This is a genomic window from Novosphingobium sp. SG751A, from assembly GCF_013149295.1.
Lineage (GTDB): Bacteria > Pseudomonadota > Alphaproteobacteria > Sphingomonadales > Sphingomonadaceae > Novosphingobium.
In genome coordinates this window covers 22,508-46,045 of sequence record NZ_JABGCB010000011.1, presented here as the reverse complement: position 1 = coordinate 46,045, position 23,538 = coordinate 22,508, and the positions used below count along the sequence as shown (strand labels likewise).

At 62.6% G+C, this 23,538-nt stretch carries 23 protein-coding genes and 2 tRNA genes; 11 read left to right on the top strand and 14 right to left on the bottom strand.

Features of this window, described 5'->3' with window-relative positions; translation table 11 throughout:
- Positions 1-11 precede the first annotated feature (11 nt).
- Complete coding sequence (trxA, locus tag FHW96_RS15720; protein ID WP_172341527.1) at positions 12-332, top strand: thioredoxin; 321 nt, start codon at positions 12-14, stop codon at positions 330-332.
- A gap of 95 nt (positions 333-427) precedes the next feature.
- Positions 428-835: a hypothetical protein gene (locus tag FHW96_RS15715; RefSeq protein ID WP_172341526.1), complete on the top strand. Its 408-nt coding sequence runs from the start codon at positions 428-430 to the stop codon at positions 833-835.
- On the opposite strand, the gene FHW96_RS15710 is transcribed toward FHW96_RS15715, so the two are convergent.
- From FHW96_RS15710 to FHW96_RS15690, 5 genes are read right to left on the bottom strand one after another with little or no spacing between them, the layout of a single operon-like run.
- Positions 832-1,098 (bottom strand): DUF1294 domain-containing protein, encoded by a 267-nt coding sequence (locus FHW96_RS15710; RefSeq protein WP_216650918.1) that lies wholly within the window; start codon positions 1,096-1,098, stop codon positions 832-834. The two genes, FHW96_RS15715 and FHW96_RS15710, sit on opposite strands and share 4 nt — an antisense overlap.
- Positions 1,095-1,895, bottom strand: a complete 801-nt coding sequence (locus FHW96_RS15705; RefSeq protein ID WP_172341525.1) for an inositol monophosphatase family protein — start codon at positions 1,893-1,895, stop codon at positions 1,095-1,097. Before FHW96_RS15705 ends, FHW96_RS15710 begins: the two co-directional genes overlap by 4 nt.
- Before the next feature lie 12 nt (positions 1,896-1,907).
- Positions 1,908-2,513: a glutathione S-transferase family protein gene (locus tag FHW96_RS15700; RefSeq protein ID WP_172341524.1), complete on the bottom strand. Its 606-nt coding sequence runs from the start codon at positions 2,511-2,513 to the stop codon at positions 1,908-1,910.
- A 5-nt stretch (positions 2,514-2,518) separates the two neighbouring features.
- Complete coding sequence (argJ, locus tag FHW96_RS15695; protein WP_172341523.1) at positions 2,519-3,745, bottom strand: bifunctional glutamate N-acetyltransferase/amino-acid acetyltransferase ArgJ; 1,227 nt, start codon at positions 3,743-3,745, stop codon at positions 2,519-2,521.
- A 31-nt stretch (positions 3,746-3,776) separates the two neighbouring features.
- The gene (locus FHW96_RS15690; protein ID WP_172341522.1) at positions 3,777-4,808 is read right to left on the bottom strand and encodes an acyltransferase; all 1,032 of its coding nucleotides are present in this window, start codon (positions 4,806-4,808) and stop codon (positions 3,777-3,779) included.
- 135 nt (positions 4,809-4,943) lie between these two features.
- Between FHW96_RS15690 and FHW96_RS15685 the strand changes: the two genes are divergently transcribed.
- The 4 genes from FHW96_RS15685 (at position 4,944) to FHW96_RS26775 (ending at position 9,567) form a co-directional block, all read left to right on the top strand.
- Positions 4,944-5,540, top strand: a complete 597-nt coding sequence (locus tag FHW96_RS15685) for an energy transducer TonB (protein ID WP_172341521.1) — start codon at positions 4,944-4,946, stop codon at positions 5,538-5,540.
- A gap of 47 nt (positions 5,541-5,587) precedes the next feature.
- Entirely contained in the window at positions 5,588-5,860 is a 273-nt protein-coding gene (locus FHW96_RS15680) for a hypothetical protein (RefSeq protein WP_172341520.1), read from the top strand.
- 93 nt (positions 5,861-5,953) lie between these two features.
- Complete coding sequence (gene secA, locus FHW96_RS15675; RefSeq protein WP_172341519.1) at positions 5,954-8,641, top strand: preprotein translocase subunit SecA; 2,688 nt, start codon at positions 5,954-5,956, stop codon at positions 8,639-8,641.
- A gap of 254 nt (positions 8,642-8,895) precedes the next feature.
- On the top strand, positions 8,896-9,567 hold the full coding sequence (locus tag FHW96_RS26775; protein ID WP_172341518.1) for a PilZ domain-containing protein: 672 nt from the start codon (positions 8,896-8,898) through the stop codon (positions 9,565-9,567).
- 42 nt (positions 9,568-9,609) lie between these two features.
- Here the strand turns inward: FHW96_RS26775 and FHW96_RS15665 are convergent, their stop codons facing one another.
- The 5 genes from FHW96_RS15665 to FHW96_RS15645 form a co-directional block, all read right to left on the bottom strand.
- Positions 9,610-10,014: a hypothetical protein gene (locus FHW96_RS15665; RefSeq protein WP_172341517.1), complete on the bottom strand. Its 405-nt coding sequence runs from the start codon at positions 10,012-10,014 to the stop codon at positions 9,610-9,612.
- Positions 10,015-10,127: 113 nt separating this feature from the next.
- Positions 10,128-10,628 carry a hypothetical protein gene (locus FHW96_RS15660; RefSeq protein ID WP_172341516.1) on the bottom strand — a complete coding sequence of 167 codons (501 nt, stop codon included), beginning with the start codon at positions 10,626-10,628 and terminating at the stop codon, positions 10,128-10,130.
- Positions 10,629-10,778: 150 nt separating this feature from the next.
- Positions 10,779-10,853, bottom strand: a tRNA-Asn gene (locus FHW96_RS15655).
- Positions 10,854-10,918: 65 nt separating this feature from the next.
- Positions 10,919-10,993 (bottom strand) — tRNA-Asn (locus FHW96_RS15650).
- Positions 10,994-11,118: 125 nt separating this feature from the next.
- Positions 11,119-11,898: an NAD kinase gene (locus FHW96_RS15645; RefSeq protein ID WP_172341515.1), complete on the bottom strand. Its 780-nt coding sequence runs from the start codon at positions 11,896-11,898 to the stop codon at positions 11,119-11,121.
- A gap of 174 nt (positions 11,899-12,072) precedes the next feature.
- Here FHW96_RS15645 and FHW96_RS15640 point away from each other — a divergent pair, with 174 nt between their 5' ends.
- From FHW96_RS15640 to FHW96_RS15630, 3 genes are all read left to right on the top strand, one after another.
- A complete protein-coding gene (locus tag FHW96_RS15640; RefSeq protein ID WP_371815733.1) occupies positions 12,073-13,449 on the top strand; it encodes an EAL domain-containing protein in 1,377 nt (458 codons plus the stop codon).
- 161 nt (positions 13,450-13,610) lie between these two features.
- On the top strand, positions 13,611-14,072 hold the full coding sequence (locus FHW96_RS15635; RefSeq protein WP_172341514.1) for a cache domain-containing protein: 462 nt from the start codon (positions 13,611-13,613) through the stop codon (positions 14,070-14,072).
- 37 nt (positions 14,073-14,109) lie between these two features.
- Positions 14,110-14,526, top strand: coding sequence for a hypothetical protein (locus FHW96_RS15630; RefSeq protein ID WP_172341513.1), 417 nt, complete (start codon positions 14,110-14,112; stop codon positions 14,524-14,526).
- A 146-nt stretch (positions 14,527-14,672) separates the two neighbouring features.
- Here FHW96_RS15630 and mfd read toward each other — a convergent pair whose 3' ends face one another.
- The 3 genes from mfd to FHW96_RS15615 all read right to left on the bottom strand — a co-directional run bounded on the left by mfd (position 14,673) and on the right by FHW96_RS15615 (position 19,165).
- A complete protein-coding gene (mfd, locus tag FHW96_RS15625; protein WP_172341512.1) occupies positions 14,673-18,167 on the bottom strand; it encodes a transcription-repair coupling factor in 3,495 nt (1,164 codons plus the stop codon).
- 266 nt (positions 18,168-18,433) lie between these two features.
- Positions 18,434-18,718 carry a succinate dehydrogenase assembly factor 2 gene (locus tag FHW96_RS15620; protein ID WP_172341511.1) on the bottom strand — a complete coding sequence of 95 codons (285 nt, stop codon included), beginning with the start codon at positions 18,716-18,718 and terminating at the stop codon, positions 18,434-18,436.
- A 60-nt stretch (positions 18,719-18,778) separates the two neighbouring features.
- Entirely contained in the window at positions 18,779-19,165 is a 387-nt protein-coding gene (locus FHW96_RS15615; protein ID WP_172341510.1) for a host attachment protein, read from the bottom strand.
- 144 nt (positions 19,166-19,309) lie between these two features.
- Here FHW96_RS15615 and recG point away from each other — a divergent pair, with 144 nt between their 5' ends.
- Entirely contained in the window at positions 19,310-21,367 is a 2,058-nt protein-coding gene (gene recG / locus FHW96_RS15610; RefSeq protein ID WP_172341509.1) for an ATP-dependent DNA helicase RecG, read from the top strand.
- Positions 21,368-21,431: 64 nt separating this feature from the next.
- Here recG and FHW96_RS15605 read toward each other — a convergent pair whose 3' ends face one another.
- Positions 21,432-22,391, bottom strand: a complete 960-nt coding sequence (locus tag FHW96_RS15605) for a 2-hydroxyacid dehydrogenase (protein WP_172341508.1) — start codon at positions 22,389-22,391, stop codon at positions 21,432-21,434.
- Between the two features lie 205 nt (positions 22,392-22,596).
- Between FHW96_RS15605 and FHW96_RS15600 the strand changes: the two genes are divergently transcribed.
- The gene (locus tag FHW96_RS15600) at positions 22,597-23,445 is read left to right on the top strand and encodes a TorF family putative porin (protein WP_172341507.1); all 849 of its coding nucleotides are present in this window, start codon (positions 22,597-22,599) and stop codon (positions 23,443-23,445) included.
- Positions 23,446-23,538 lie beyond the last annotated feature (93 nt).

Below are 23,538 nucleotides of genomic sequence, written 5' to 3'. Positions count from 1 at the left end.
GATTTCAGGCCATGGCCACGATCAAGGTAACCGACGCAAGCTTTTCCACCGACGTGCTGGCTTCTGACAAGCCGGTTGTGGTCGATTTCTGGGCCGACTGGTGCGGTCCTTGCAAGATGATCGGCCCGGCTCTGGAAGAATTGAGCGAGGAACTGGGCGAGGAAGTGACCATCGCCAAGGTGGACATCATGGAAAACACCGAGATCGCCAGCCAGTTCGGCGTGCAGTCGATCCCGCTGCTGCTGGTTTTCAAGGACGGCAAGCCGGTGGCGCAAAAGCTGGGCGCCGCGCCCAAGAGCCAGCTCAAGGCATGGATTCAGGGCGCGCTTTGAGCGCTACGGACCAGATTCGATCTACGAGGGGCGTCTGAAAAGGCGCCCCTTTTCTTTGGGCGATCATCGGCTATTCTTTGCCCATGCGCCATACTTTGACCTTTTACTCCGACGCTTTTCCGATGATCCCCGATCCGACGCCGGAGGGGGATGAGGCATGGGAGGATATCGATGAGGTGAATCCCGGCATATATGGGCGCAGGCTGGCGGAGTTCGTGGCGCAGGAGCTACGCGGGGCGGGCATCGCCGCCGATGATCCGGCGGTGGAGGATTATGGCTGGTGGGTCAATCTGCCGGGATGGCCGCATCGTGCCTTTCTGGTTTGCAACGCAGGCTGGGGCCCGCCGGGACAATTTCGTATCATGTTCTATCCCGTCCGGCCCAGAGCATGGCGATGGTGGCGCTTTGTTAATACGCGGCCTTGCAACGAACAGGTCACGCGGGCGGTGGAAAAACTGATGCTTGAAAGTGGATTGGTCCGAAACGTGATCTGGGAAGATTAAAATATGAACCACGCGATCAACCCGATCTGAACCAGCGCGATCAGCCAGAGCCAGGTCGAAAACGGCTGTTTGCGCGTCTTGTGCCGAAACCATTGCCGCGCGGCCAAGGCGCCCGGTGTGCCGCCAACCGCCGCCATCATCAGCAGGCTGGATTCTGGAATACGGCGGCGGCCCTCCTGCGCATAGCGCTTGTCCAGCCAGAACAGGTGGGCGGTGCGCGCATTGATCAGCAGGAGGGCGAGAGGAATGTAGCCGGAGATCAAATTTCCGCCATTCGCGCGGCCAGTTCGTCCCACAGGGCGGGGCTGGAGGCGCCGATCAGGCCCCGGCGATCCTCGTCCACGCGATAGGGCGTGCCATCGAAACGCGCCGCCTTGCCGCCCGCCTCGTTCAGGAACAGGACGCCCGCCGCATGATCCCAAGCCAGCGTGCGTTCAAAGATCGAGACATCGTTCACGCCCGTGGCCAGACGCGGATATTGCTCGGCGGCGCAGCGGGGGATTTCGACCATGCGGTAATGCGGGGCGATATGATCCATCAGCGCGGCGCGGCGCGCCGGATCGGCAAACAGCACCGAGATCGCCGCCACCGCCGGGCTTTCACCGCTGGTCCGCGCGGTCAGGCGCTCGCCGTTTAGATAGGCCCCTTCGCCGCTGCGTGCATGGCAAAACCGGCCCGAAAGCACGTCATAGATCCAGCCGCCAATCGTCTCGCCCCCTTGCGCCAGCGCGACAAGGATGCCGAAGGGCGGGCGGCCATGGGCGAAATTGTTGGTGCCATCCAGAGGGTCGATGATCCAGCACAGGTCCGAGCCCAGCCGCGAAAGGATCGAGGGATCGGCAAAGGCCGCCTCCTCGCCCACAATCGCCGCCTCGGGCAGGATGCGCGCAAGGCCCTCGGCCAAAATCGCCTCGCTCTCCTTGTCGGCAATCGTCACCAGATCGTCGGAGGCTTTCTCGATGATGTCGGCAGCCGCCAGATGCTGATAACGCGGACGGATGGCGCGCGCCGCCGCATCGGCCATCACATCATGGACGGCTTCGCTCAGAGTATTGGTCATGGATCGCGCCTTTCAGGTGAGGGGGATGGCGACATATTGGAAGCCGGGACGGGCGCTGACGGCCTCGAACCAGCGGCGGATGTTGGGCACATCCTCGCGCGCAAAGCCCAGTTTGAACCATGTGTAAGTATAGGCGCCCATGGGAATATCGGCGATGCCGAAAGCCTCTCCGGTCAGGAAGGGCTGCTTGGCCAGCGTATCTTCCATGATCCGCATCAGCTTGTTGGTCTCGGCAACGGTGCGCTCGATCTTGGTCGCATCGCGGTCCGCCTCGGCCACGCGCACCATTTGCAGGAAGCCGTCGCGCTGCGCATCGGCAAAGGCGAATTGCCAGTCCATCCACTTGTCCGCCAAAGCCCGCGCGCGCAGGCCCGTGGGCCACAGATGCGGCGCATGGGCATCGGCCAGATAACGCAGGATGGCATTCGATTCCCACAGCGAGAAATCATCTTCCACCAGCGTGGGCACCAGCCGGTTGGGGTTCATCGCCAGATATTCGGGCGTATAACCGAATGAGCCGCCAATGTCATGGCGCACCCATTCCTGCCCGGTTTCGACCGCTGCCCAGACGACCTTTTTGACATTATGCGAATTGAGCCGACCCCAGATCGTGAGCATGCGCCTCAGCTCCGGTAATCAGCGTTGATCGAGATATAGCCATGCGTCAGGTCGCAGGTCCAAACGGTCGCGCGGCCTTGCCCAAGGCCGATATCGACCTCGATGCTGATCTCCTGACCCTTCAGATGGGCCGCCACCGGGGCCTCGTCATAATCGGGCAGAGGCTGGCCGTCCTTGGCCTGCCACACGCCGCCAAAGCCGATGGAGAGGCGGTCGCGGTCGGCCGGTTCGCCCGCCTTGCCTACGGCCATGACGATGCGGCCCCAATTGGCGTCCTCGCCCGCGATGGCGGTTTTGACCAGCGGCGAATTGGCAATCGCCATGCCGATCTTGCGCGCGCTTTCATCCGTCACCGCGCCCGTGACGGAGACGGCGATGAATTTCTGCGCGCCTTCGCCATCTTTCACCACCAGATGCGCTAGTTGGCGGCACACATCGGTCAGCGCGGCGGCAAAGGCATCGGCGCCCTCGCAGCCTTCGCAATTGATGATCGTGTTGCCCGCCTTGCCGGTGGCAAAGGCCAGCACAGTGTCGCTGGTCGAGGTATCGCTGTCCACCGTGATGCAGTTGAAGGTTTCATTGGCTGCCTTGGTCAGCAGTTCCTGAAGATAGGCCGGATTGATCGCCGCATCGGTAAAAATATAGCCCAGCATCGTGGCCATATCGGGCGCGATCATGCCCGACCCCTTGATGATGGCGCTGAACGTCACGGTCTTGCCGCCGATGATGGCGGTGGCCGTAGCGCCCTTGGCAAAAGTGTCGGTGGTGCCGATGGTGTTGGCGGCATCCTCCCACGAACAGGGCGCGGCGGTCAGGGCATTGTTGACGCCCTCCTTTGCCTTGTCCTTGGGCAGGGGGACGCCGATCACGCCAGTCGAGGAGACAAACACCTGCTCCTTCGCGCAGCCCAGATGGGCGGCAACCTGATCCATGATCTGCTCGACCGCCTCGCGCCCGCGATAGCCGGTGAAGGCATTGGAATTGCCCGCATTGACGATCAGCGCCCGCGCGCGGCCCTGCTTGACGTTGGCCCTGCCCAGTTCAACCTCGGACGAGCAGCAGATGTTGCGCGTGAACACGCCCGCCACGGCGGTGTTTTCGTCCAGCTCGACATAGGTCAGGTCGCAGCGGTCCCATTCCTTGTATCGCGCGCGAGCAACGCGAGGGCAGGCCCCGGCAATCGCGGGCAGAGCAGGAAAGGGCGAGGCGAGCGGAGAGATGGCGTGTGACATGCCAGCGGGTTAGCGCCTGATGCCCGCCACTTCAACCTTTCCGGCGCACAGGAATCCCATGGGCCAGCGGGCTGATCGCCAGCAGACCGGCCAGCGCCAACACGGCGACCAGCGTCAGCGGGCGAATCCACCCGGCCTGCGCCCCATGGCCATGTGCAAGTGATGCGCCCCAGATCAGCACCGGCCCATGGATCGCATAGGCCGGATAGGACAATCGCCCCAGCCCATCGGCAATTTTCAGCGCCCCGCCGTGCAAGGCCACATGCGCCGCGCACCACAATGCCACCGGAAAGACCGCAAAACCCGCCAACAGATCGCCCGCCACCACGCCCAAAGGCCACCAGGGCAGGCTGAATAAAGTCAGCGGCAGCAGCAATCCGCCCGCCCATGCCGCAACCGGAGAAACCGGCGCGCGCCCCGCCGCAAATTGCCGCCCCATCCACACGCCCAGCCCATAGCCAAAGCCGACCCGCGCAAAGCCGCCCCACCAGTTGCGCCCTGTATCGCCCAGCCCCACCGAGCCCCACGCATAAGCGCACCACGCCAGCACCCCCGCGCAGGCCAGCACGAAACCCAGCAGCAGCCGGCTATTCAGCCGCCGCAGCACCAGCGCATGCACCGCATTGGCCAGCACTTCATAGGCCAACGACCATTGCGGCCCGTTGAGCTGAAAGATCCCGCCTGTGCCTCGCATGATGGGCCACAGCGTCAGGCCCGAAAGCGTCAGCAGCCACAATTGCCCGGTGAGCCCCACCGAAAGCCGCCACCCCGCCCCGATCAGCACCCCCACCGCCAGCACCGGCCACAGCCGCGCCACGCGGCGGACCATGAAATCGCCCGCGCCAAGGGAGCCGCGCAATTTCGGTTCAAAGGCCAGGGTCAGCACAAAGCCCGAAAGCATGAAGAAGAAATCCACCGCCAGATAGGCGCGGGGAAACAGGCCCGGCGTGCCGTAAAGCGGGGCCTCGTGATGAAAAACCACGCTCAGCGCCGCCACCCCGCGCAGGGCATCGAGCAAAGGCAGGCGGCCGGATGGCGCGGCAGAACGGGCGATTTCGGACATGGGGCGCGGACTTGGCCCAGAATGGGCGGTCATACAAGCTCGGCCTTGTACGTGGTTGGCGCAGGATCTAGTCTCGGCCAAGCTTAGGGAGTGATGGTTATGCTGGCTTTGGGGTTGATTCTCTTGCAACAAGCCGTGAGCGCTTCTCCGGTGACGGCCGTGCCGCCCGCACCGCTGATGCCACCTGTGCCGATGCCTGCCGAGACTTTGCCGCGCGGCCCCCGGCCCAAGAACGGTCCGGCGGGGTGGATTCAGACCGGCGATTATCCGCCCATGGCGGTCAAGAACGGCGAATCGGGTACCACGGGCTTTACGCTGACCATTGACGCCAAAGGGGGCGTGACCAATTGCGTGGTGGTGGCCACCAGCGGATCGGCCGCACTCGACCGGGCCACCTGCGATCTGATGCGTGTGCGCGCCACTTTCGACCCGGCGCTCGACAGTGCGGGCAAGCCGGTGGGGGGCAGCTATACCAACCGGACGCGCTGGGTTCTGCCCGCGCCGGGGCCTTTGCCGCAGCCGGGCGAATTCATCTTTCACTATGTGGTTGAGGCCGACGGGCGCCAGACCGAATGTCGCGTCGAAAAGGCAACGGGCGCGATGGAGCCGCGGCTCAAGCTGTTGGGCGAGGGGTGTCCGGCGGTGCATTTCCGCGAACCCTATAAGGATGAACAGGGCAATCCGGTGCGTCGCCATGTGACGGTCCGCCAATCGCTGGTGGTGGAACCATAAAGGATACGCCCTAGACGCCGGCGATAGTCCTGCCTATATCCTGCGCCATGCTTCGGCTGCTGTTATCTTTTCTGGCTTTGGTTTCCGGTCTTGCCGCAATGGCCCCGGAAACGGATGCGCGCGCCTTTGCCGCGCGTCCGGCCATTGCGGCCACGATGCAGGGCGCAGGCGCGGCGCGGGTTTCGGCCCATGTCGTGGCCCATGCGCGCGAGATTACGCGGCCCGCACAGCCCCGGCTGATCGAGGCGGCGCGCGCGCCTTTGCGCATGGCCTATTCTGCGCCTGCGGTGCGGATGCGGGTGGATCGCGCCCGCGAATAAGGCGCTTATGCGCTTTTCCTCATGTCCTATTTCATGGGCGCGCGCCGCATGTGCCGGTGCCCCCGTGCCCCTATCTGTCTTCAGGAATTTTGCATGTTTTCCAAGCTTGCCAAGTCGATCTTCGGCTCGTCGAACGATCGTTACGTCAAATCGCTCGACAAGATGGTGCGCCAGATCGGCGCCTATGAGCCCCAACTGGCCGAAATGAGCGATGAGGAATTGCGCGGCATGACCGCCAAGTTCCGCGAGGAGATCGCGAGCGGGCGCACGCTGGACGACATTCTGCCCGAAGCCTTTGCCGTGGTGCGCGAGGCCTCCAAGCGCTGCATGGGGATGCGCCATTTCGATGTGCAGATGATCGGCGGCATCGTGCTGCACCGGGGTGAAATTGCCGAAATGCGCACCGGCGAGGGCAAGACGCTGGTGGCCACGCTGGCGGTTTATCTCAACGCCTTGGAAGGCAAGGGCGTGCATGTCGTTACGGTCAACGACTATCTGGCCCGGCGCGACGCCGAAACGATGGGCGTGCTGTATAATTTCCTCGGCCTGACTGTGGGCGTGATCGTGCCCAATCTGAACGAGCTGGAGCGTCGTGAGGCGTATAATTGCGACATCACCTATGCCACCAACAATGAGCTTGGCTTCGACTATCTGCGCGACAACATGAAGCATGATCGCGATCAGATGGTGCACCGTCCGTTCAATTACGCAATCGTCGATGAAGTCGACTCGATCCTGATCGACGAGGCGCGCACGCCGTTGATCATTTCGGGCCCCACCGATGACAAGAGCGACCTTTATGTCTCGGTCGATGCGGTGGTGCGCCAGTTGATCGCTGATGAATCGACCTTTGAAGCCGACGAAAAGTCGAAGAATGTCACGCTGACCGAGGATGGCGTGGAAAAGGCCGAGCGCCTGCTCGAAAGCGCGGGGCTGCTGGAAGGCAGCAACCTGTATGCCATCGAGAACACGCAGGTCGTCCATCACCTCGATCAGGCGTTGAAGGCCAATGTCATGTTCAAGCGCGACATTGACTACATCGTCAAGGACGGCAAGGTCGTCATCATCGACGAGTTTACCGGGCGTATGATGGATGGTCGCCGCTGGTCGAATGGCCTGCATCAGGCGGTCGAGGCCAAGGAAGGTGTGAAAATCGAGCCGGAAAACCAGACCATGGCCTCGATCACCTTCCAGAACTATTTCCGCATGTATCCCAAGCTTTGCGGCATGACCGGCACGGCGGCGACCGAGGCGGCGGAATTCTTCGACATCTACAAGATGAACGTGGTGACCATTCCCACCAACGTTCCGGTGCAGCGCATCGACGAGGAAGACGAGTTCTACAAGAACACGCTCGACAAGTTTGCCGCCATTGCCAAGCTGATCCGCGACAAGAACGAGATCGGGCAGCCGGTGCTGGTGGGTACGGTTTCGATTGAAAAATCCGAACTGCTCAGCGAATTTCTGACCAAGGAAGGGGTGGTGCATAATGTGCTGAACGCCCGTTTCCATGAAAAGGAAGCGCATATCGTCGCGCAGGCGGGCCGTCTGGGCGCGGTCACCATCGCCACCAACATGGCCGGGCGCGGCACCGACATCAAGCTGGGCGGCAATCTGGAATTCCGCATCGAGGATGAATTGCGCGATACGCCCGAGGGGCCGGAGCGCGACGCCATCATCGCCGGTTTCAAGGCCGAGATCGACGCTGAAAAGGAAAAGGTGCTGGCCGCCGGCGGGCTTTGCGTGATCGGCACCGAGCGCCACGAAAGCCGCCGCATCGACAACCAGCTGCGCGGCCGTTCGGGCCGTCAGGGCGATCCCGGCCTGTCCAAGTTCTACCTCTGCCTTGAGGATGATCTGCTGCGCATCTTTGGCCCAGACACGATGTTCTCCAAGCTGATGAACAGCAATCTGGCCGATGGCGAGGCAATTGGTTCGCGCTGGCTGTCCAAGGCCATCGAGACGGCGCAGAAGAAGGTGGAAGCGCGCAATTATGACGTGCGCAAGCAGGTCGTCGAATATGATGACGTGATGAACGATCAGCGCAAGGTCATCTATGAACAGCGCGCCGACATCATGGACGCGCAGGCGATGGACGAAGTGGTCCACGACATGCGCCACGATACGGTCAACGCGCTGGTCGGTACGGCCTGCCCTCCGGGGTCTTATCCCGAAGTGTGGGATATCGAGGGCCTGACCAATGCCGCGCTCTTTACGCTGGGCATCAATGCGCCGATCGCCGATTGGGTCCATGCCCAGGACGGGATCGAGCCGGAGACCATCGAGGAGCGTCTGGCCGAGATGGCGGACGCGCATATGGCCGACAAGATCGCGCGCAACGATCCGGAAATCTGGCGTCAGGTCGAAAAGAGCGTGCTGCTCGAACGGCTTGACCATCACTGGAAGGAACATCTGGCCACGCTCGATGCGCTGCGTCAGGTGGTGTTCCTGCGCGCCTATGCGCAAAAGACGCCAATCAATGAATATAAGCAGGAGGCTTTCGGCCTGTTTGAACGGATGATCGAACAGATCCGCGAGGATGTGACGCGCATTCTGTCGACCGCCGAGTTGCAGTTCTCGCAACCGGAGCCGGCCGCGCTGCCCGAACTGCCCGATTTCCTGACCACCCATATCGACCCGTTCACCGGCCAGAATGATGCGGCCCCGGCCGCGCTGCCCGGTTTCGATCCTTCGCAGATCGATCCGGCCTATTCGCGCAATGCGCCTTGCCCCTGCGGGTCGGGTCAGAAATACAAGCATTGTCATGGGGCTGTGGTCTGAAGCAGCGGGGCGGGCGCTGGTCGCTCGCCCTTTTACCTCAAGTTCGGGGCACAGTGCAAAGGACTGTATGCCTCGCCAATTAACTAAATTGCAGGAATTGGTTGGGGCTAAACCGCCATATTTCTCACATATTGGCTATTGCGGAGCCGATGTTCATAACCGCTTTACCATTTCCTGCAATGTATAGGAGGCAACCTGGGGAAACGGTTTTGCCTCTTTTCCCTGTCGGCAAATTATCGCAGGTGGATCAATCGGTGAGTCAAGACGTCTTCCGTCCCGAAATGACAGCGCATTCCGCGCCTGAGGTCGGGCAGGCGTCTGGGGCCGAACTGCGCGGTGCGCCGCGCTTCACGCTGCTGGTGCGTTCGGCCAAGCTGATCATCGACGGGCGCGAATATCTTTGCGTGCTGCGCGATGCTTCGGCCACCGGGTGCAAGGTGCGTCTTTTTCACCCGCTGCCTTCCTATACGTCGTTGGCGCTGGAAACATCGAGCGGCGAACGCTTTGCCATGGAATTGATGTGGAACCGCGACGATCACGCCGGTTTCCGTTTCTTCGACATGATCAATGTCCAGCGCCTGCTGGATGACAAATGCGGCCTTTATGCCAAGCGGCAGATCCGACTCAAGACCGATGCCGAAGCCATCGTCTTTGCCAATGGTCAGCAGATCCGCGCAATGATGCGCGATATTTCCCAGCAGGGCGCCTGTATCGAATGCCCCGAAAGGCTGATGCTGCGCCAACCGGTGCGGATCGAAACCATCGGCTTTCCCCCGATCTACGCCAAGGTGGTGTGGCGCCAGCAGCCGCGCCACGGGCTGGTGTTCGACCGGGGCTTTCTGATGGAAGAATTGGCCCAGAACATTGCCAAGATGCATGAGGCGCAAGGGTCAACGCCTCCGGGTCGTTTCCGCGCTGCCTGCTAAAGCGCGGGCGGGTGCGGCTTTTACCCTCAGACTCCTTTACTCTCAAACAACGCCGCGCAGGTCCTTCCGATGTCGCCTTGCGCCCTTATGGTGGCGATGATCGCGCAGAATCAGCGTCGTCCCTTCCTCGCCAATCGCGTAATCCTTGCAGGCCTGCTCGATCAGCGCATCGACATCTTCCTCACTGGCCGCAGGGTTGATGGGGATGCGCGCGATGGTCATGCCTTCGGCCGGATCGTCGACCGAGAGAAAGAAACTGGCCGCATCGCCCAGCGCGTCGATATTGAACCCGCCATTGATATGCCATGTCGTTCCATCGACGCTGAAGATCGGGCGGTGGCAATGGTTGCAATGGGTGTAAAAGGCCCCGTCAACGCGCTCTTTTGGCTTGTGATCGGGTGAGTGTCGGCGGGTAAACCAGCATTGTGTAAGCGCAAAAGCGGACATGGCGGAGCCCTGGGCAAAGAGGGAACGGGCCGCCAGTCTATGCCCAATCGCTGATATTGTGGTTATTTTGAATTAAGCAGTCCGCCCGGGGCAAACCCCTGTGCCGTTGATACTTACGGCCCGGTCTGGCGCTGTTCGGCCTGCTCCACATCGCTGGTGATGCCCGTCAGGCGGCGTTTGACGCGCACATAATCGCCGGCCATGGTTCGGGGCAATCCGGTGCGGATTTGACGGCTTTCGCTGCCCGATGAGCCGGGCTGCACATGCATGTCGATGGACTGCTCGCTCGAATGCAAACGGGTGCATTCGGGCTGGGGCGAATCCTCCTCGGGGCAGGCAAAGGCCTCGGTCCAGGTATTAACCGTGACGATGGCCGATTCGGTGCCGTTATAGACTGTTACGGGCAAATCCAGCACCAGTTCGCCCCCGGTGATCGCGCCCTTGGTGCCCTCGGTCTCCACTTGTACACTGCCCTCGACGAAATGCTGGCGCGCAGCCATGATCCGCCATACCGCCGTGCCCCCGGCCAGCGCGAAAAGCACCATCAGCAGATAGACCGGGCGCCATTGCAGCAGATTGCGCAGATCATGCGAGGAGAGGGATTGACTCGGCATCGGACTTCCTGACTGGGTCTGGAATTATCCTATGCTTCACACCTTGTTAAACAGGCGCTGCAAAATGGGGTGAATACAAATTAAGGCTGTTTTTGCGCAACAGGCGCAGAATGGCCCGCGCCATGGCTTTACGCTGAATTTTGGAAAGGGTGGCTCCCTGAGTAGGATTCGAACCTACGGCCGCTCGATTAACAGTCGAGAGCTCTACCGCTGAGCTATCAGGGAACAGGCCGGCGATGCCGGGCGGTTTATGTGTCCATCGCAAAGAGCCTTGGCCCAAAGTGATGAAATGGCTCCCTGAGTAGGATTCGAACCTACGGCCGCTCGATTAACAGTCGAGAGCTCTACCGCTGAGCTATCAGGGAACAGTCCGGCGAACCGGGCAGGTGCGCGCCAATAACATCTTGTCCGACTTTGACAAGCCCGCATTGACGCAGAATGGCATTTTTTTGCCTATCATGTGGAAAAGTCGGTGGATTTATTCGCGCGATCAGACCTGAAACTGCTCAGCAAAGATTCGCTCGTCCAGACTCGAATGGCGGTCGAACAACAGCGTGAGCGTATGTTCACGATGCGCGGCCACGCGGACATGGGCGATATCGCGCACTTCCTTCTGGTCGGCCACCGCCGCCACCGGGCGCTTGTCGGGTTCCAGCACGCGGAATTCGACCGTGGCATTGTCCTTGATGATCGCGCCCTTCCACCGGCGCGGGCGAAACGGGCTGATCGGGGTCAGCGCCAGAATGCCGCTGCCCATCGGCAGGATCGGGCCGTTGGCCGACAGGTTATAGGCCGTCGATCCGGCAGGCGTGGCCACCAGAATGCCGTCACAGGCCAGTTCGGCCAGCCGCACCTTGCCATTGACCGAAATCTCGATCTTGGCCGTCTGGCGCGTTTCGCGCAGCAGCGAGACTTCGTTGATCGCATAGAAATGCTGCGTCTCGCCCGCCCATGTGGTGCAGGTCATCTCCAGCGGCGCCACCGCCAGCTTGCTGGCCTTGGCCACGCGGGTGGCGATGGGCTTGGTCGATTTGGGGCGGTTCATCATAAAGCCCACCGTGCCGTGATTGAGGCCATAGGCCGGGATCACGCGCCCGGCGTCCAGCATCCGGTGCAGCACCGTCAGCATGAACCCGTCGCCGCCCAGCACCACCACCACATCGGCTTCTTCGAGCGGCACCCAGGGGTGATCGCCCGCCATCAATTCGGCCGCCGCCATTGCCTTGGGCGTGTCCGATACCACCAGCGCCAGGCGCAATTCTTCTGTCATTGCCGAAAGTTCCGCTCCGCAAATTGAGACTGCCGGGCTGATGGCTGGCCCTTGTGGGCCTCATAGGCGGGCTTCTTGTCAATTGCCAGCGCGGCCTTTGTGATAAGGATCAATCAAGAGAAGGTTTTGGCAAGAGCTTGTGGCCTATGTTAAAGCCTTGTTCGAACAAACAGCGTGAAAGCACCGATGCCCTTTCGCCACAATTTGCCCGCCGGGATTATACCTGCGGTGATGCAGGATCATGACGATGCAGGGCGCGATCCGCTGACCGGCCTGTTGACGCTGGATGCCTCGCGTGAGCGATTGGCCGAATGGGTCGAACAGGGCAAATCGGCGGCGGAAACGGGCGGGGGCATTCCGCGCGTGCATGCGATGCTGATGGGCATCCGCCGGTTCGAAACGATCAATCTGGCCTATGGCGAGACGACCGGGGACGCCGCGCTGATCGAGGTGGCCACGCGCATCGCCAGGCTGGCGACGGAAAGCTTGAACGGCCCATGGTTTGCCGCGCGCGGGCCGGGCGGAACGTTCCTGCTGATTGTGGACGAGGCATGCAGCCGCGAGCGATGGCACGCCTTTGCCGACCAACTGGCCGACCGTATCGCCCAGCCGATCCAGCGCCGGGTGGGCACTTTGCGCCTGTCGCCGCGCATCGCCTTGCTGCGCGTGCTGGTGGGCGAAAGCGCGGAAAGCGCAATGGACCGGCTGGCCCAGACGCTGGCCGTTGCCCAGCGCGATGTGGCGCGCCGCGTGGTCTGGGTCGATGGCGAGACGAACCGGGCCGGGCGGACGGCCGCCCAGCTTGAGGCCGACCTCCTCCACGCGATCGACAAGGGCGAGATCGAGGTTCACTATCAACCCCAATTCGCGCTGGACGAAGAGGGCAACGAGCATCTCTCGGGCGCCGAGGCGCTGGCGCGGTGGAACCATCCCAAGCTGGGGCGGATCGGGGCGGCGGCGCTGTTTGCCATTGCCGACCGGGCCGATCACCTTGCGCCCCTCTCGCGCCATATTGCCGAAACCGCGCTTAATGCCGCATCGGCATGGCCGGGGCATCTGCGGCTCTCGCTCAATGTCACGGCGGCCGATCTGGCCGCGGTCAGCTTCACCTTCGATTTGGGCAAGGCGCTGGGCAAGAGCGGCTTTCCCACCGACCGGCTGACGCTGGAGGTGACCGAACAGGTGTTGGTGGCGGACATGACGCTGGCCGAAAGGTCGCTCTCGGATCTGGCGCGGCTGGGGATCCGGATCGCGCTCGATGATTTCGGGGCGGGCTTCTGCAATTTCCATTACTTGAAAACGCTGCCGCTGCATTATCTCAAACTCGACCGCTCGATGGTCGATGGCATTACCGACGATCCGCGTGATCTGGCGGTTTTGCGCGCGATTGTGGCCATGGCCAAGGCGCTCGACCTTGACGTGGTGGCCGAGGGCATCGAGACCGAGGCGCAGCGCCTGACCGTGGCGCGTGAGGGCTGCGCCTGTTATCAAGGCTTTGTCCGCGCCCAGCCGATGCCCGAGGCCGCATTTCTGGCCATGGTGCGCGGCTGATCCTCATACCCTGATCGCGCGCGGCCTTATCCCTTCGGCCAAAGACAAACTGCCCCATCGGCTTGATCTGGCTCCACGACCGGCGCGGCCCTTGGTGCGACATAGGCTGTCATCAGGGCCGCTCAAGGATTGCCGGCCATTCGATGATGGAGATCAGGGTGATGAATAAGCTCTCTCGTTTGCTGCTTGCCCCCGCGCTGTTCGCGCTGGCCATTCCCGCCGCCATCGCCGCGCCCCATGCCAGTTCGACCGAAGCACAGGGCCTGCTGGACCGCGCCGTGGCGGAATTGGGCAAGGAAGGCCCCACTAAGGCCTTTGCCGAATTCAACGACCCCAAGGCAGGCTTTGCCCAAAAAGACCTCTACGTCTTCGTCTTCAACGCCAAGGGCGTCTATGAAGCCACCGGCGCCAACCCCGCCCTGGTGGGCACCAGCGCCATCGACATGACCGATGCCGAAGGCAAGCTGCTGGTTCAGGCCATCATCGCTTCGGTTAAGGATCAGCCCGAGGGCCGCGTCGATTACGTCTGGCTCAACCGCGCCGACAACCGCGTCGAGCACAAGGTCTCGCTGGTGCGCCGCGTGGGGGATCATATCGTGGGGGTGGGGTATTATAAGGGGTGATGTTGCGAAGGGGGCTTGATTGCGCGATTGTGGCCCCATGCGATTTTCTTTGTGCTTGACTATCTTCCCGCTGCTGGCGGCAACTTTTGCTCCTTCCGAAGCGGCAGGGCATAGGCGGCTGCCGGCGGGGTATCACCAAGGCCAATGCCTTTACATTGCCGATGGCCAGAGGCGGATTGCGGGAAAATGCTTTTACAAGTTCTATGATGACGAATCTTTCCATATCGAAGGCCCCAGGCAGATCTTCGATGGTGTCGACTATCCCAAGGCCGAAACGATGGCCAACATGGTGTCAAAGGACTTCTGGGCTGACGTCTGGCGAGAGGACAAAGGCTGGTCGGGATATGGCAACGATGACATCTCATCGGTCCACGGAGGGCGCATCTGGGAATTCCGTCGCCAAGGGGCCTGTTTTGTGGGCGAGGACGTCAAAGTCTGTCTTTGGCGAAAATAGTACCAGCCAACTGCATACTTCCCGCCGCGAAGCGGCCCTCAATAGGCATCACTTTGCGTCTATGCGCAACGCAGAACGCTTAATACATCACACCCAAAAACGGGATTGTTAAGGGCCCGGGGCCCTTAACCCGCCGGAGGCCCCCCTTACGCCTTCTTCTTCCCCTTGCGCGCCACCGCGCTCAACCCCTTGGTCAACTGGAACAGCCCGTTCAAACGCGCCTTGGGATCGCCCCATGCACGCTGGACCACCAGCTTGGAATCGGGCCGCAGCTTGATCACCCCGCCGACGCGCTCGACATAGGCGAACAGGCCTGCCGGATCGGGGAAATTGTCATTGTGGAACGCGACGAGGGTGCCGCGCGGGCCGACGTCGATCTTGGCGATATGGGCCTCGATGGCCTGGCGCTTGATTTGGATAAGCTGGATGAGGTTTTCGGTGGCGCTGGGGAGCGGCCCGAAGCGGTCGATCATTTCGGCCGAGAGCGCCTCGACCTCGCGCGTGTCCTCGGCATCGTTCAACCGGCGATAGAGCGCCATGCGCACGGCCAGATCGGGGACGTAATCCTCCGGAATCATGATCGGCGCGTCCACCGTGATCTGGGGCGAGAGGCCCTTGGTGCTTTCGCGCTCCAGCCCGTATTCGCCCGCCTTGGCGGCCAGAATCGCGTCCTCCAGCATCGACTGATAGAGTTCGAAGCCCACCTCGCGGATATGGCCTGATTGCTCGTCGCCCAGCAGATTGCCCGCCCCGCGAATGTCGAGATCGTGGCTGGCCAATTGGAAGCCCGCGCCCAACGAGTCGAGATCGCCCAGCACTTTCAGCCGCTTCTCTGCTGTTTCGTTCAGCGCCCGCCCTGCAGGCGTGGTGAGGTACGCATAGGCCCGCAGTTTCGAGCGCCCCACGCGCCCACGCAACTGATAGAGCTGCGCCAGACCGAAGCGATCCGCGCGGTGGATGATGATCGTGTTGGCCGAGGGGATGTCGATCCCGCTTTCGATGATCGTCGTCGAGACAAGAACGTCATAGCGCCGCTCGTAGAACGCGCTCATGCGTTCTTCGACTTCGCTGGGGCTCATCTGGCCATGGGCGGCGATATATTTGACCTCGGGCATGGCGGCGTGGAGCCAGTCCTCGACCTCGGCCATATCGGAAATGCGCGGCACGACGATAAAGCTCTGCCCGCCGCGGTGATGTTCGCGCAGCAAAGCCTCGCGCATCACCACCTCGTCCCATTCCATCACATAGGTCCGCACGGCGAGGCGGTCGACCGGCGGGGTCTGGATGGTGGAAAGCTCGCGCAGGCCCGACATGGCCATTTGCAAGGTGCGCGGGATCGGCGTCGCGGTCAGTGTCAGCATATGCACATCGGCGCGCAATTGCTTAAGGCGTTCCTTGTGGTTGACGCCAAAGCGCTGTTCCTCGTCAACGATAACAAGACCCAAATTCTTGAACTTCACATTCTTGGCCAGCAAGGCATGGGTGCCCACCACGATATCGACCGTGCCATCCTCCAGCCCCGCGCGGGTCAGGCTGGCCTCCTTGTCGGGCACAAGGCGCGAGAGGCGGCCCACCTGCAGCGGGAAACCGGCGAAACGCTCGGTAAAGCCCTTGTGATGCTGGCGCGCCAGCAAGGTGGTGGGCGCGACCACGGCCACCTGCTGCCCCGCCATGGCGGCCACGAATGCCGCGCGCAGCGCCACCTCGGTCTTGCCAAAGCCAACGTCGCCGCAGACCAGCCGGTCCATCGGGCGGCCGCTGGCCAGATCCTCGATGACATCGCTGATGGCCGCTTCCTGATCTTCCGTTTCCTGCCAAGGGAAACGGTCGCAGAAAGGATCATAGCTGGCCGGATCGGACAGCAGCGCGGGGGCGGTGCGCAGCGCGCGCAATGCGGCGGTTTTCAGCAATTCATGCGCGATCTCGCGGATCCGCTCGCGCAGCTTAGCCCGCCGCTTCTGCCATCCTTCGCCGCCCAGCTTGTCCAGCGCAACGCCTTCGGATTCAGACCCAAAGCGCGAAAGCACATCGAGATTTTCCACCGGCACATAGAGCTTGTCGCCCCCGGCATAGGTGAGCATCACGCAGTCATGCGCCGACCCGCCGACCGGGATCGACTGCAAGCCTTCATAGCGCCCTATGCCATGCTCCATATGCACGACCAGATCGCCCGGCGTTAATGCTGCCAGTTCGGCCAGGAAGGCGTCGGCGGATTTCTTCTTCTTTTTGCGGCGCACCAACCGGTCGCCCAGCAAATCCTGCTCGGTGACCAGTTCGATGTCGGCATTGGCAAAGCCAGTGTCGAGCGGGAGCACGATAGCCGCCACGCGTCCGGTTCCGGCAATGCCCAGCGCCTCCTGCCAATTGTCGGCCATGGTCGGGCCGGGGGCCTGCGCCTCGGCCAGGATGGAGGTGATGCGCGCTCGGCTGCCGGTGGAATAGGCGGCAAGGATGGCGCGGCGGCCGGAGCGGGCGGCGGTCAAGAGGTGCTTGGCGGCGGCTTCATAGGCATTGTCGCCGCGTGCGCGCTCGGGGGCGAAGTCGCGGGCATTGCCAAAGGCGAAATCGACCGTGGCCGCGCCATCGGGCTGGGGGAAAGGCTCGGCGCGGTGGGCGGGCCACCCGTCCAAAAGCCCGGACAGTTCGTCCTGCGTCAGATAGAGCGAGGCAGGTTCTAGCGGGCGATAGGCGCCCGGAGCCTTGGCGGCGGTATCCTTGCGGGCCGCATAATAGTCGGCAATGTCGGTCAGGCGCTCTTCGGCCGAATGGCTGGCTGAGGCATCAACCACCAGCAGATCCTCGCCCGCCAGATGGTCGAAGATCGTGACCAGCCGTTCTTCGAGCAACGGCAGCCAATGTTCCATCCCCGCCAGACGCCGCGCATCGGTGATCGCCTGATAGAGCGGATCGGAGGTGGCTGTCGCCCCGAACATCTCGCGATAGCGGGTGCGGAAACGCTTGACGGTCGCGTCCTCCAGCATCGCTTCGCTGGCGGGCAGCAGCAGATGTTGATCCACCGTGCCTACGGTGCGCTGGGTATTGGGATCGAACAGGCGCAGCGTTTCGATTTCGTCGCCGAAGAAGTCGAGGCGCAACCCGTGATCCAGCCCCGAGGGGAAAATGTCGAAGATCGAGCCGCGCACCGCATATTCGCCCGCATCCGCCACCGTATCGGTGCGCGCATAGCCCGCGCGTGACAGCAGCGAGGTCAGCGTCTCGCGCCCCACCTCGGCCCCGGATTTAAGCAGGCGCACCGATTCGCGGATACGGAAGGGCGTCAGAACCCTTTGCAGTATCGCCGCAACCGTCGTGACCAGCAATTGCGGGGTTTTGGCAGGCTGTTGCAACCGGTGGAGCGCGGCCAGGCGGCGCGAGGATACCGAGAGCGCGGGGCTGGCCCGGTCATAGGGCAGGCAGTCCCACGCCGGAAACTCGATCACCTCCAATTCCGGCGCAAAGACCGGGGCGACATCGGCGATGGAGCGCATCGCGGCCTCGTCGGCGGCCACAAACACCGCGCGGCCCCCCTTGTGCGAGGCGGCCCGCGCCAGATCGGCCAGCACCAGAGGCTGGCTGCCGCGCGACAGGCCCGCCAGCGTCAGGGGCGTCTTTGCGCTGAGAATGCGGGAGATATCAGCCATGTTCAATCCGTGTCCAAACAGCCCCATGGGCAACAGCAATCGCCCGCCGCACCGATTCGGTGGGCGGGGGCGTGGGTTGCCTGCGCTTTAGGGGAGATTGAAGAGGGATGAAAGGGAAGGGATGGGGGCCGCCCCAAAGAGAAGGGATGATGCGAGGGGCATAACCCTCGCGCTCCCATTACTGTATGCGCTGTGCCTGCTCCGGCATCCGAGGCGCCCTGAACGCGAGGGAGAAGTCCCTCGCGTTCATCCCTTAAAACCCCGGCTCAACGCGGAATATCGACGTAATCCAGCTTCTTCAGCGCCACCATCATCGCCCCTTCATATTCGGGCGGGGTGGAGAGCGAGCCGAGCGCCCAGCCCAGAATGTCCACGTCTTCCTCGTAGATCAGCTTTTCGAACCAGACGAGTTCTTCCTCGCTCCAATCCGCGTGGAAGGTGTCGAAGAAGCCGCCGATCATATAATCGGCCTCACGCGTGCCGCGGTGCCATGCGCGATAGTGCAGGCGTTTCAGGCGGTCCTGATGGGCTTGGTCAATGGAGTCGGTCATAGCGCCTCGGTTAGGGCAGGGCGGGCCGCAGATCAATGTCTGATGCGGCCCGCAAACCCGTCAGCGCCCGCGCAGCTGCGCGAGGATTTCCGGCCCCTTTGCCTCGCCCAGATCCTTGGCCAGTTCGCCTCGCAGTGCCTGTTCGAGACCCTTGGTATAGGCCTTGCGCAATTCGCCAAGGCTGCGCGGGGCGGCGATCACTACGAGGTGTTCGATCCGGTGGCCCTGCACCTCCTGCGCCAGCCATTCGACGGCGGCGGTGGCATGGGCGTCATGGGCCATGGTGACGGTCGATCTGTGATGGCTGCCGCCCGAATGGTTATGCGTGTCCAGACGCGGCGCATCGGCCTCGGCCAGTTCCGGGTTGGCCTCATCGCCAATGTTGCGCAGCAGGCGGAAATTGCGGGCGTCGATCACAGCGATCACGGTGCCATGGGGCAGAAGCATCTTTGTCTCCATATCCTCCCGGTGTTTGCTGCCGGGAAAACGACAGGACGCCGATTTGCCCCGTCGTTCCATGCGCAAGGTCAAATTCGGGCGCGACAAAATTGAGGAGTGGCACCTTTTGTTCCATGCGCTAATAGCCTGTCTATGCGTCCCGATTTGCTCAATCCGCTGTTTGCCGAGGCCGGGGGCCTCAAAGGTGTGGGGCCGGGTCTGGCCCGTCCGCTTGAAAAGCTGGGGCTGAAGCGGATTCGGGATTTCATCTATCACCTGCCCGACCGTTTCGTGCATCGCCGCGCGATTGCCGATCTGGACGAGGGAAGCATTGGCGAGCAGGTGGTGATCGCGCTGACGCCGGTGGAATATCGCGGCGGGCCGTCGCCCAAGGCGCCGTTTCGCGTGATGGCCGAGGATGCGAAGGGCAACCTTTGCACGCTGGCCTATTTCGGCCGCAATGCGGGATGGGCCAAAAAGCAGTTGCCGCTGAATGAAAAGCGTTGGGTGGCCGGGCGGCTGGATCAGTTTGGTGCGAATTTGCAGATCGTTCACCCCGACCATGTGAACCCGGAAGGCGCGGCCATGCTGGGGCAACTGGCTGAGGCGATCTATCCCTTGTCCGAGGGCCTGACGCAGGGGCGGATGGCCGCGCTGGTGCAGCAGGCGCTGACCCATGCGCCGGACCTGCCCGAGTGGTGCGAGCCGGGCGTGGTGAACAAGATGGGCTGGCCGGTGTGGCGCGAGGCTTTGACGCAGGCGCACAGGGACGAACACAAGCAGGCGCGCGACCGGCTGGCCTATGACGAATTGCTGGCCAACAGCCTTGCGCTGATGCTGGTGCGGGCCAGCAATCGCCGGGCGCTGGGTCAGCCTTTGCGCGGGGATGGGCGGCTGCGCGGTGCTTTGAAACTGCCCTTTGCGCTGACCGGCGCGCAGAAGCGCTCTATTGCCGAGATCGAGGGTGATCTGGCGCAGGCCGCGCCTATGCTGCGCCTGCTGCAAGGCGATGTGGGCAGCGGCAAGACCGTGGTGGCGCTTGAAAGCCTGCTGATCGCGGTGGAGGCGGGGGCGCAGGGCGCTTTGCTGGCCCCGACCGAAATCCTTGCGCGCCAGCATTTTGAGACGTTGCGCCGGATGGCTGCGCCTACGGGCGTCAACATCGCGCTCTATACCGGGCGCGACAAAGGGCGCGCGCGCGAATCGATCCTGATGGGTCTGATGGATGGCAGCATTGACATCGTGATCGGCACCCATGCGATCTTTCAGGACGCGGTTGTCTATCGCAATCTGGGCCTTGTAGTGATCGACGAACAGCACCGCTTTGGCGTGGGCCAGCGGCTGATGCTGACGCAAAAGGGCAAGGGCACGCATTGCCTTGCCATGACCGCCACGCCCATCCCGCGCACGCTGACGCTGGCGCAATATGGCGAGATGGATGTGAGCCGCCTCGACGAACTCCCGCCCGGACGGCAGGCCATCGACACGCGCGTGGTGGCGCAGGAACGCTTGGGCGATGTGGTCGAGGCGTTGGCCCGCCATTTCAGCACCGGGCAGCAGGCTTACTGGGTGTGTCCGATGGTGCGCGAGAGCGAAGTGGCCGATCTTGCCGCCGCCGAGGAGCGCCACGAGATGCTCTCGCTGCGCTTTGGCGAGGATGCCGTGCTGGTCCATGGCCAGATGAAGCCCGAGCAGAAAGACGCCGCGATGGAGCGTTTTGCCAGTGGGCAGGCCAAGTTGCTGGTGGCCACCACCGTGATCGAGGTGGGCGTGGATGTGCCCAATGCCACGCTGATGGTGATCGAACAGGCAGAGCGGTTTGGTCTGGCGCAGCTTCACCAGTTGCGCGGGCGCGTGGGGCGGGGGAGCGAGAAATCGACCTGCCTGCTCCTGCGCGGGGAGACGCTTTCCGAGGTTTCACGCGAGCGGCTGGCGCTGATGCGCGAAACGCAGGATGGCTTCCGGCTGGCCGAGGAGGACTTGCGGCTGCGCGGCGGGGGCGAATTGCTGGGGACGCGCCAGTCGGGGGATACGCCGTTTCGCGTGGCGTCTTTAGATCAGATTACGCGCCTGTTGCCCATGGCGCATGATGATGCGCGCCTGTTGATCGAGCGCGATGGGGGGCTGACCGGAGAGCGAGGGACGGCGGCGCGGGTGTTGTTGTACTTGTTCGAGCGGGATTGGGGGGTGCAGTTGTTGCGGGGCGGGTGAGGCTTCAAAAGGGCCTCCGGCGGGCAAAGGGACTCGTCCCTTTGCCCGCCTGAGGCAAAACCTCCTATAAAATCTCCAAAACCTCCGCCACCGGCGTCAAAGCGCCGCGCCCTTCGAACCAGCCGACCAGATTATCCACCACCAATTGCCCCATGGCGGCCCGCGTGGATACCGATGCCGATCCGATATGCGGCAGCAGCACCAGTCCGGGAATGTCGAGCAATTCGGCGGGGACACGCGGCTCATCCTCGAACACATCGAGACCTGCGGTCAGGATTTTCCCCTCGCGCAGGGCCGCGATCAGGGCCTGTGTATCGACCACGCTGCCTCGCGCCACGTTGATCAGCACCCCGTCCGGCCCCAGTGCGTCCAGCACGGCCCCATTCACCGTATGACGCGTGGCCGCCCCGCCGGGGATCAGCACGATCAGAACATCGACCGCCCGCGCCAGCGCGAGCGGGGTGGGGTAATAGGCATAGGGCACGTCCTGCGGACGGCGGCCGCAATAGGCGATATCGACCGCGAAACCTTCGAGTCGCCGGGCCACCGCCTTGCCGATATCGCCAAGGCCCAGGATACCCACGCGCCGCCCGCGCAAGGATGCCGAGAGCGGAAAGGAACGTTCGAGCCATTTTCCCGCGCGCAGATGGCGTTCGGCGGCGGGGATCTGACGGATCGTGGCCAGCAGCAGCCCCAGCGCCAGATCGGCGGTTTCCTCGGTCAGCACGCCGGGCGTGTTGGTGACCACCACCCGGTGGGCCAGCGCGGCATCGACGTCGATATTGTCATAGCCCACGCCGAAACTGGCGACGATTTCGGCATTGGGCAGATGCTTGAGCAGATCCTCGCCCACCCGGCCATAGAGGGTCGATGTTGCCACGCCGCGAATGCGTGGACCGATTTCGCGCAGAAAAGCCTGTTTGTCTGAAACTTCCCAGAGATGGTGCGTTTGGAAGCGCTCGCCCAACTGAGAAATGACGGTTGGCAGCATCGGGGCGGTGATTAGAATTTCATCCGGAATCATGGGCTTTCCAATGTAAATGGTGTTATTTTTGCCACGGGTGTTTCGCGAATGCAGCATGAAATTTCGTTTTATCGTTGAAAATGGAATATTGATACGCTAATCACCACGTGTCGGACACGAGACCCAAAGACGTTTTAGCGTCAGGATGGCTTCGGTTGCGATTGCAGGCGGGACGACATCTCTTGTTCAGGGTGGAGTCCACATAATGAAGGCACACAAGAATTTCCGCGCGCTGGCTGGTCTTGCCGGTATGGCTCTGGCGCTCAGCGCTCAGGCTGCCAAGGCTGAAGACGCCGCGCCCGCCGCTCCCAAGGAATTCACCGTCACGGGCAGCGTCTCGGTTCTCAGCGACTATCGCCTGCGCGGCGTTTCGCAGACCGACCGCGGCAAAACGCTTCAGGCCGGCGTGACCGTTGCCCACAAGAGCGGCTTTTACGGCAGCATCTTCAGCTCGAACCTGGCCGGTTGGGGCACGTTCGGCGGCCCGAACCTCGAATTCGACCTCATCGGCGGTTATGCCAAGGCGGTTGGCCCGGTCACGATCGATGCCGGTCTGACCTGGTACATGTATCCCGATGGCGCGGCCAAGACCGACTTTGCCGAACCCTATGTCAAGGTTTCGGGCGCGGTTGGCCCGGTCAGCTATCTGGCGGGCGTGGCCTATGCTCCCAAGCAGAAGGCGCTGGGCAACTATTCGAACACTTCGTACAGCTATGGCCAGGCCTACGATAACCTCTATCTGTGGGGCGACACCTCCTATGTCATCCCCTCGACCAAGCTGAAGCTGAAGGGCCACCTTGGTTACTCGAAGGGTAACCCCGGCCTTGGCCCGAACGGCACCTCGGTGGCGCCGACCGGTTCGTATTGGGACTGGCAGGTGGGCGGCGAATATCCGGTTGGTCCCTTCACCTTTGGCGTGTCCTGGGTTGATACCGACATTACGGCTGCCAAGTCTGCCTATCTGCAGCCTAACTTCTCGGTCCAGAACGGCCGTCTGAAGGGCGCCAGCATTGCCGGCAGCACGGCTCTGTTCTCGGCAACCGTTGCGTTCTGATGATCTGATCTTGCGGGTGCCTTCGTGAGGGATGGCGCCCCCGAGACAGCACGAAACGCGAAAAGCGCGGGAGAGGGATGACCTCTCCCGCGC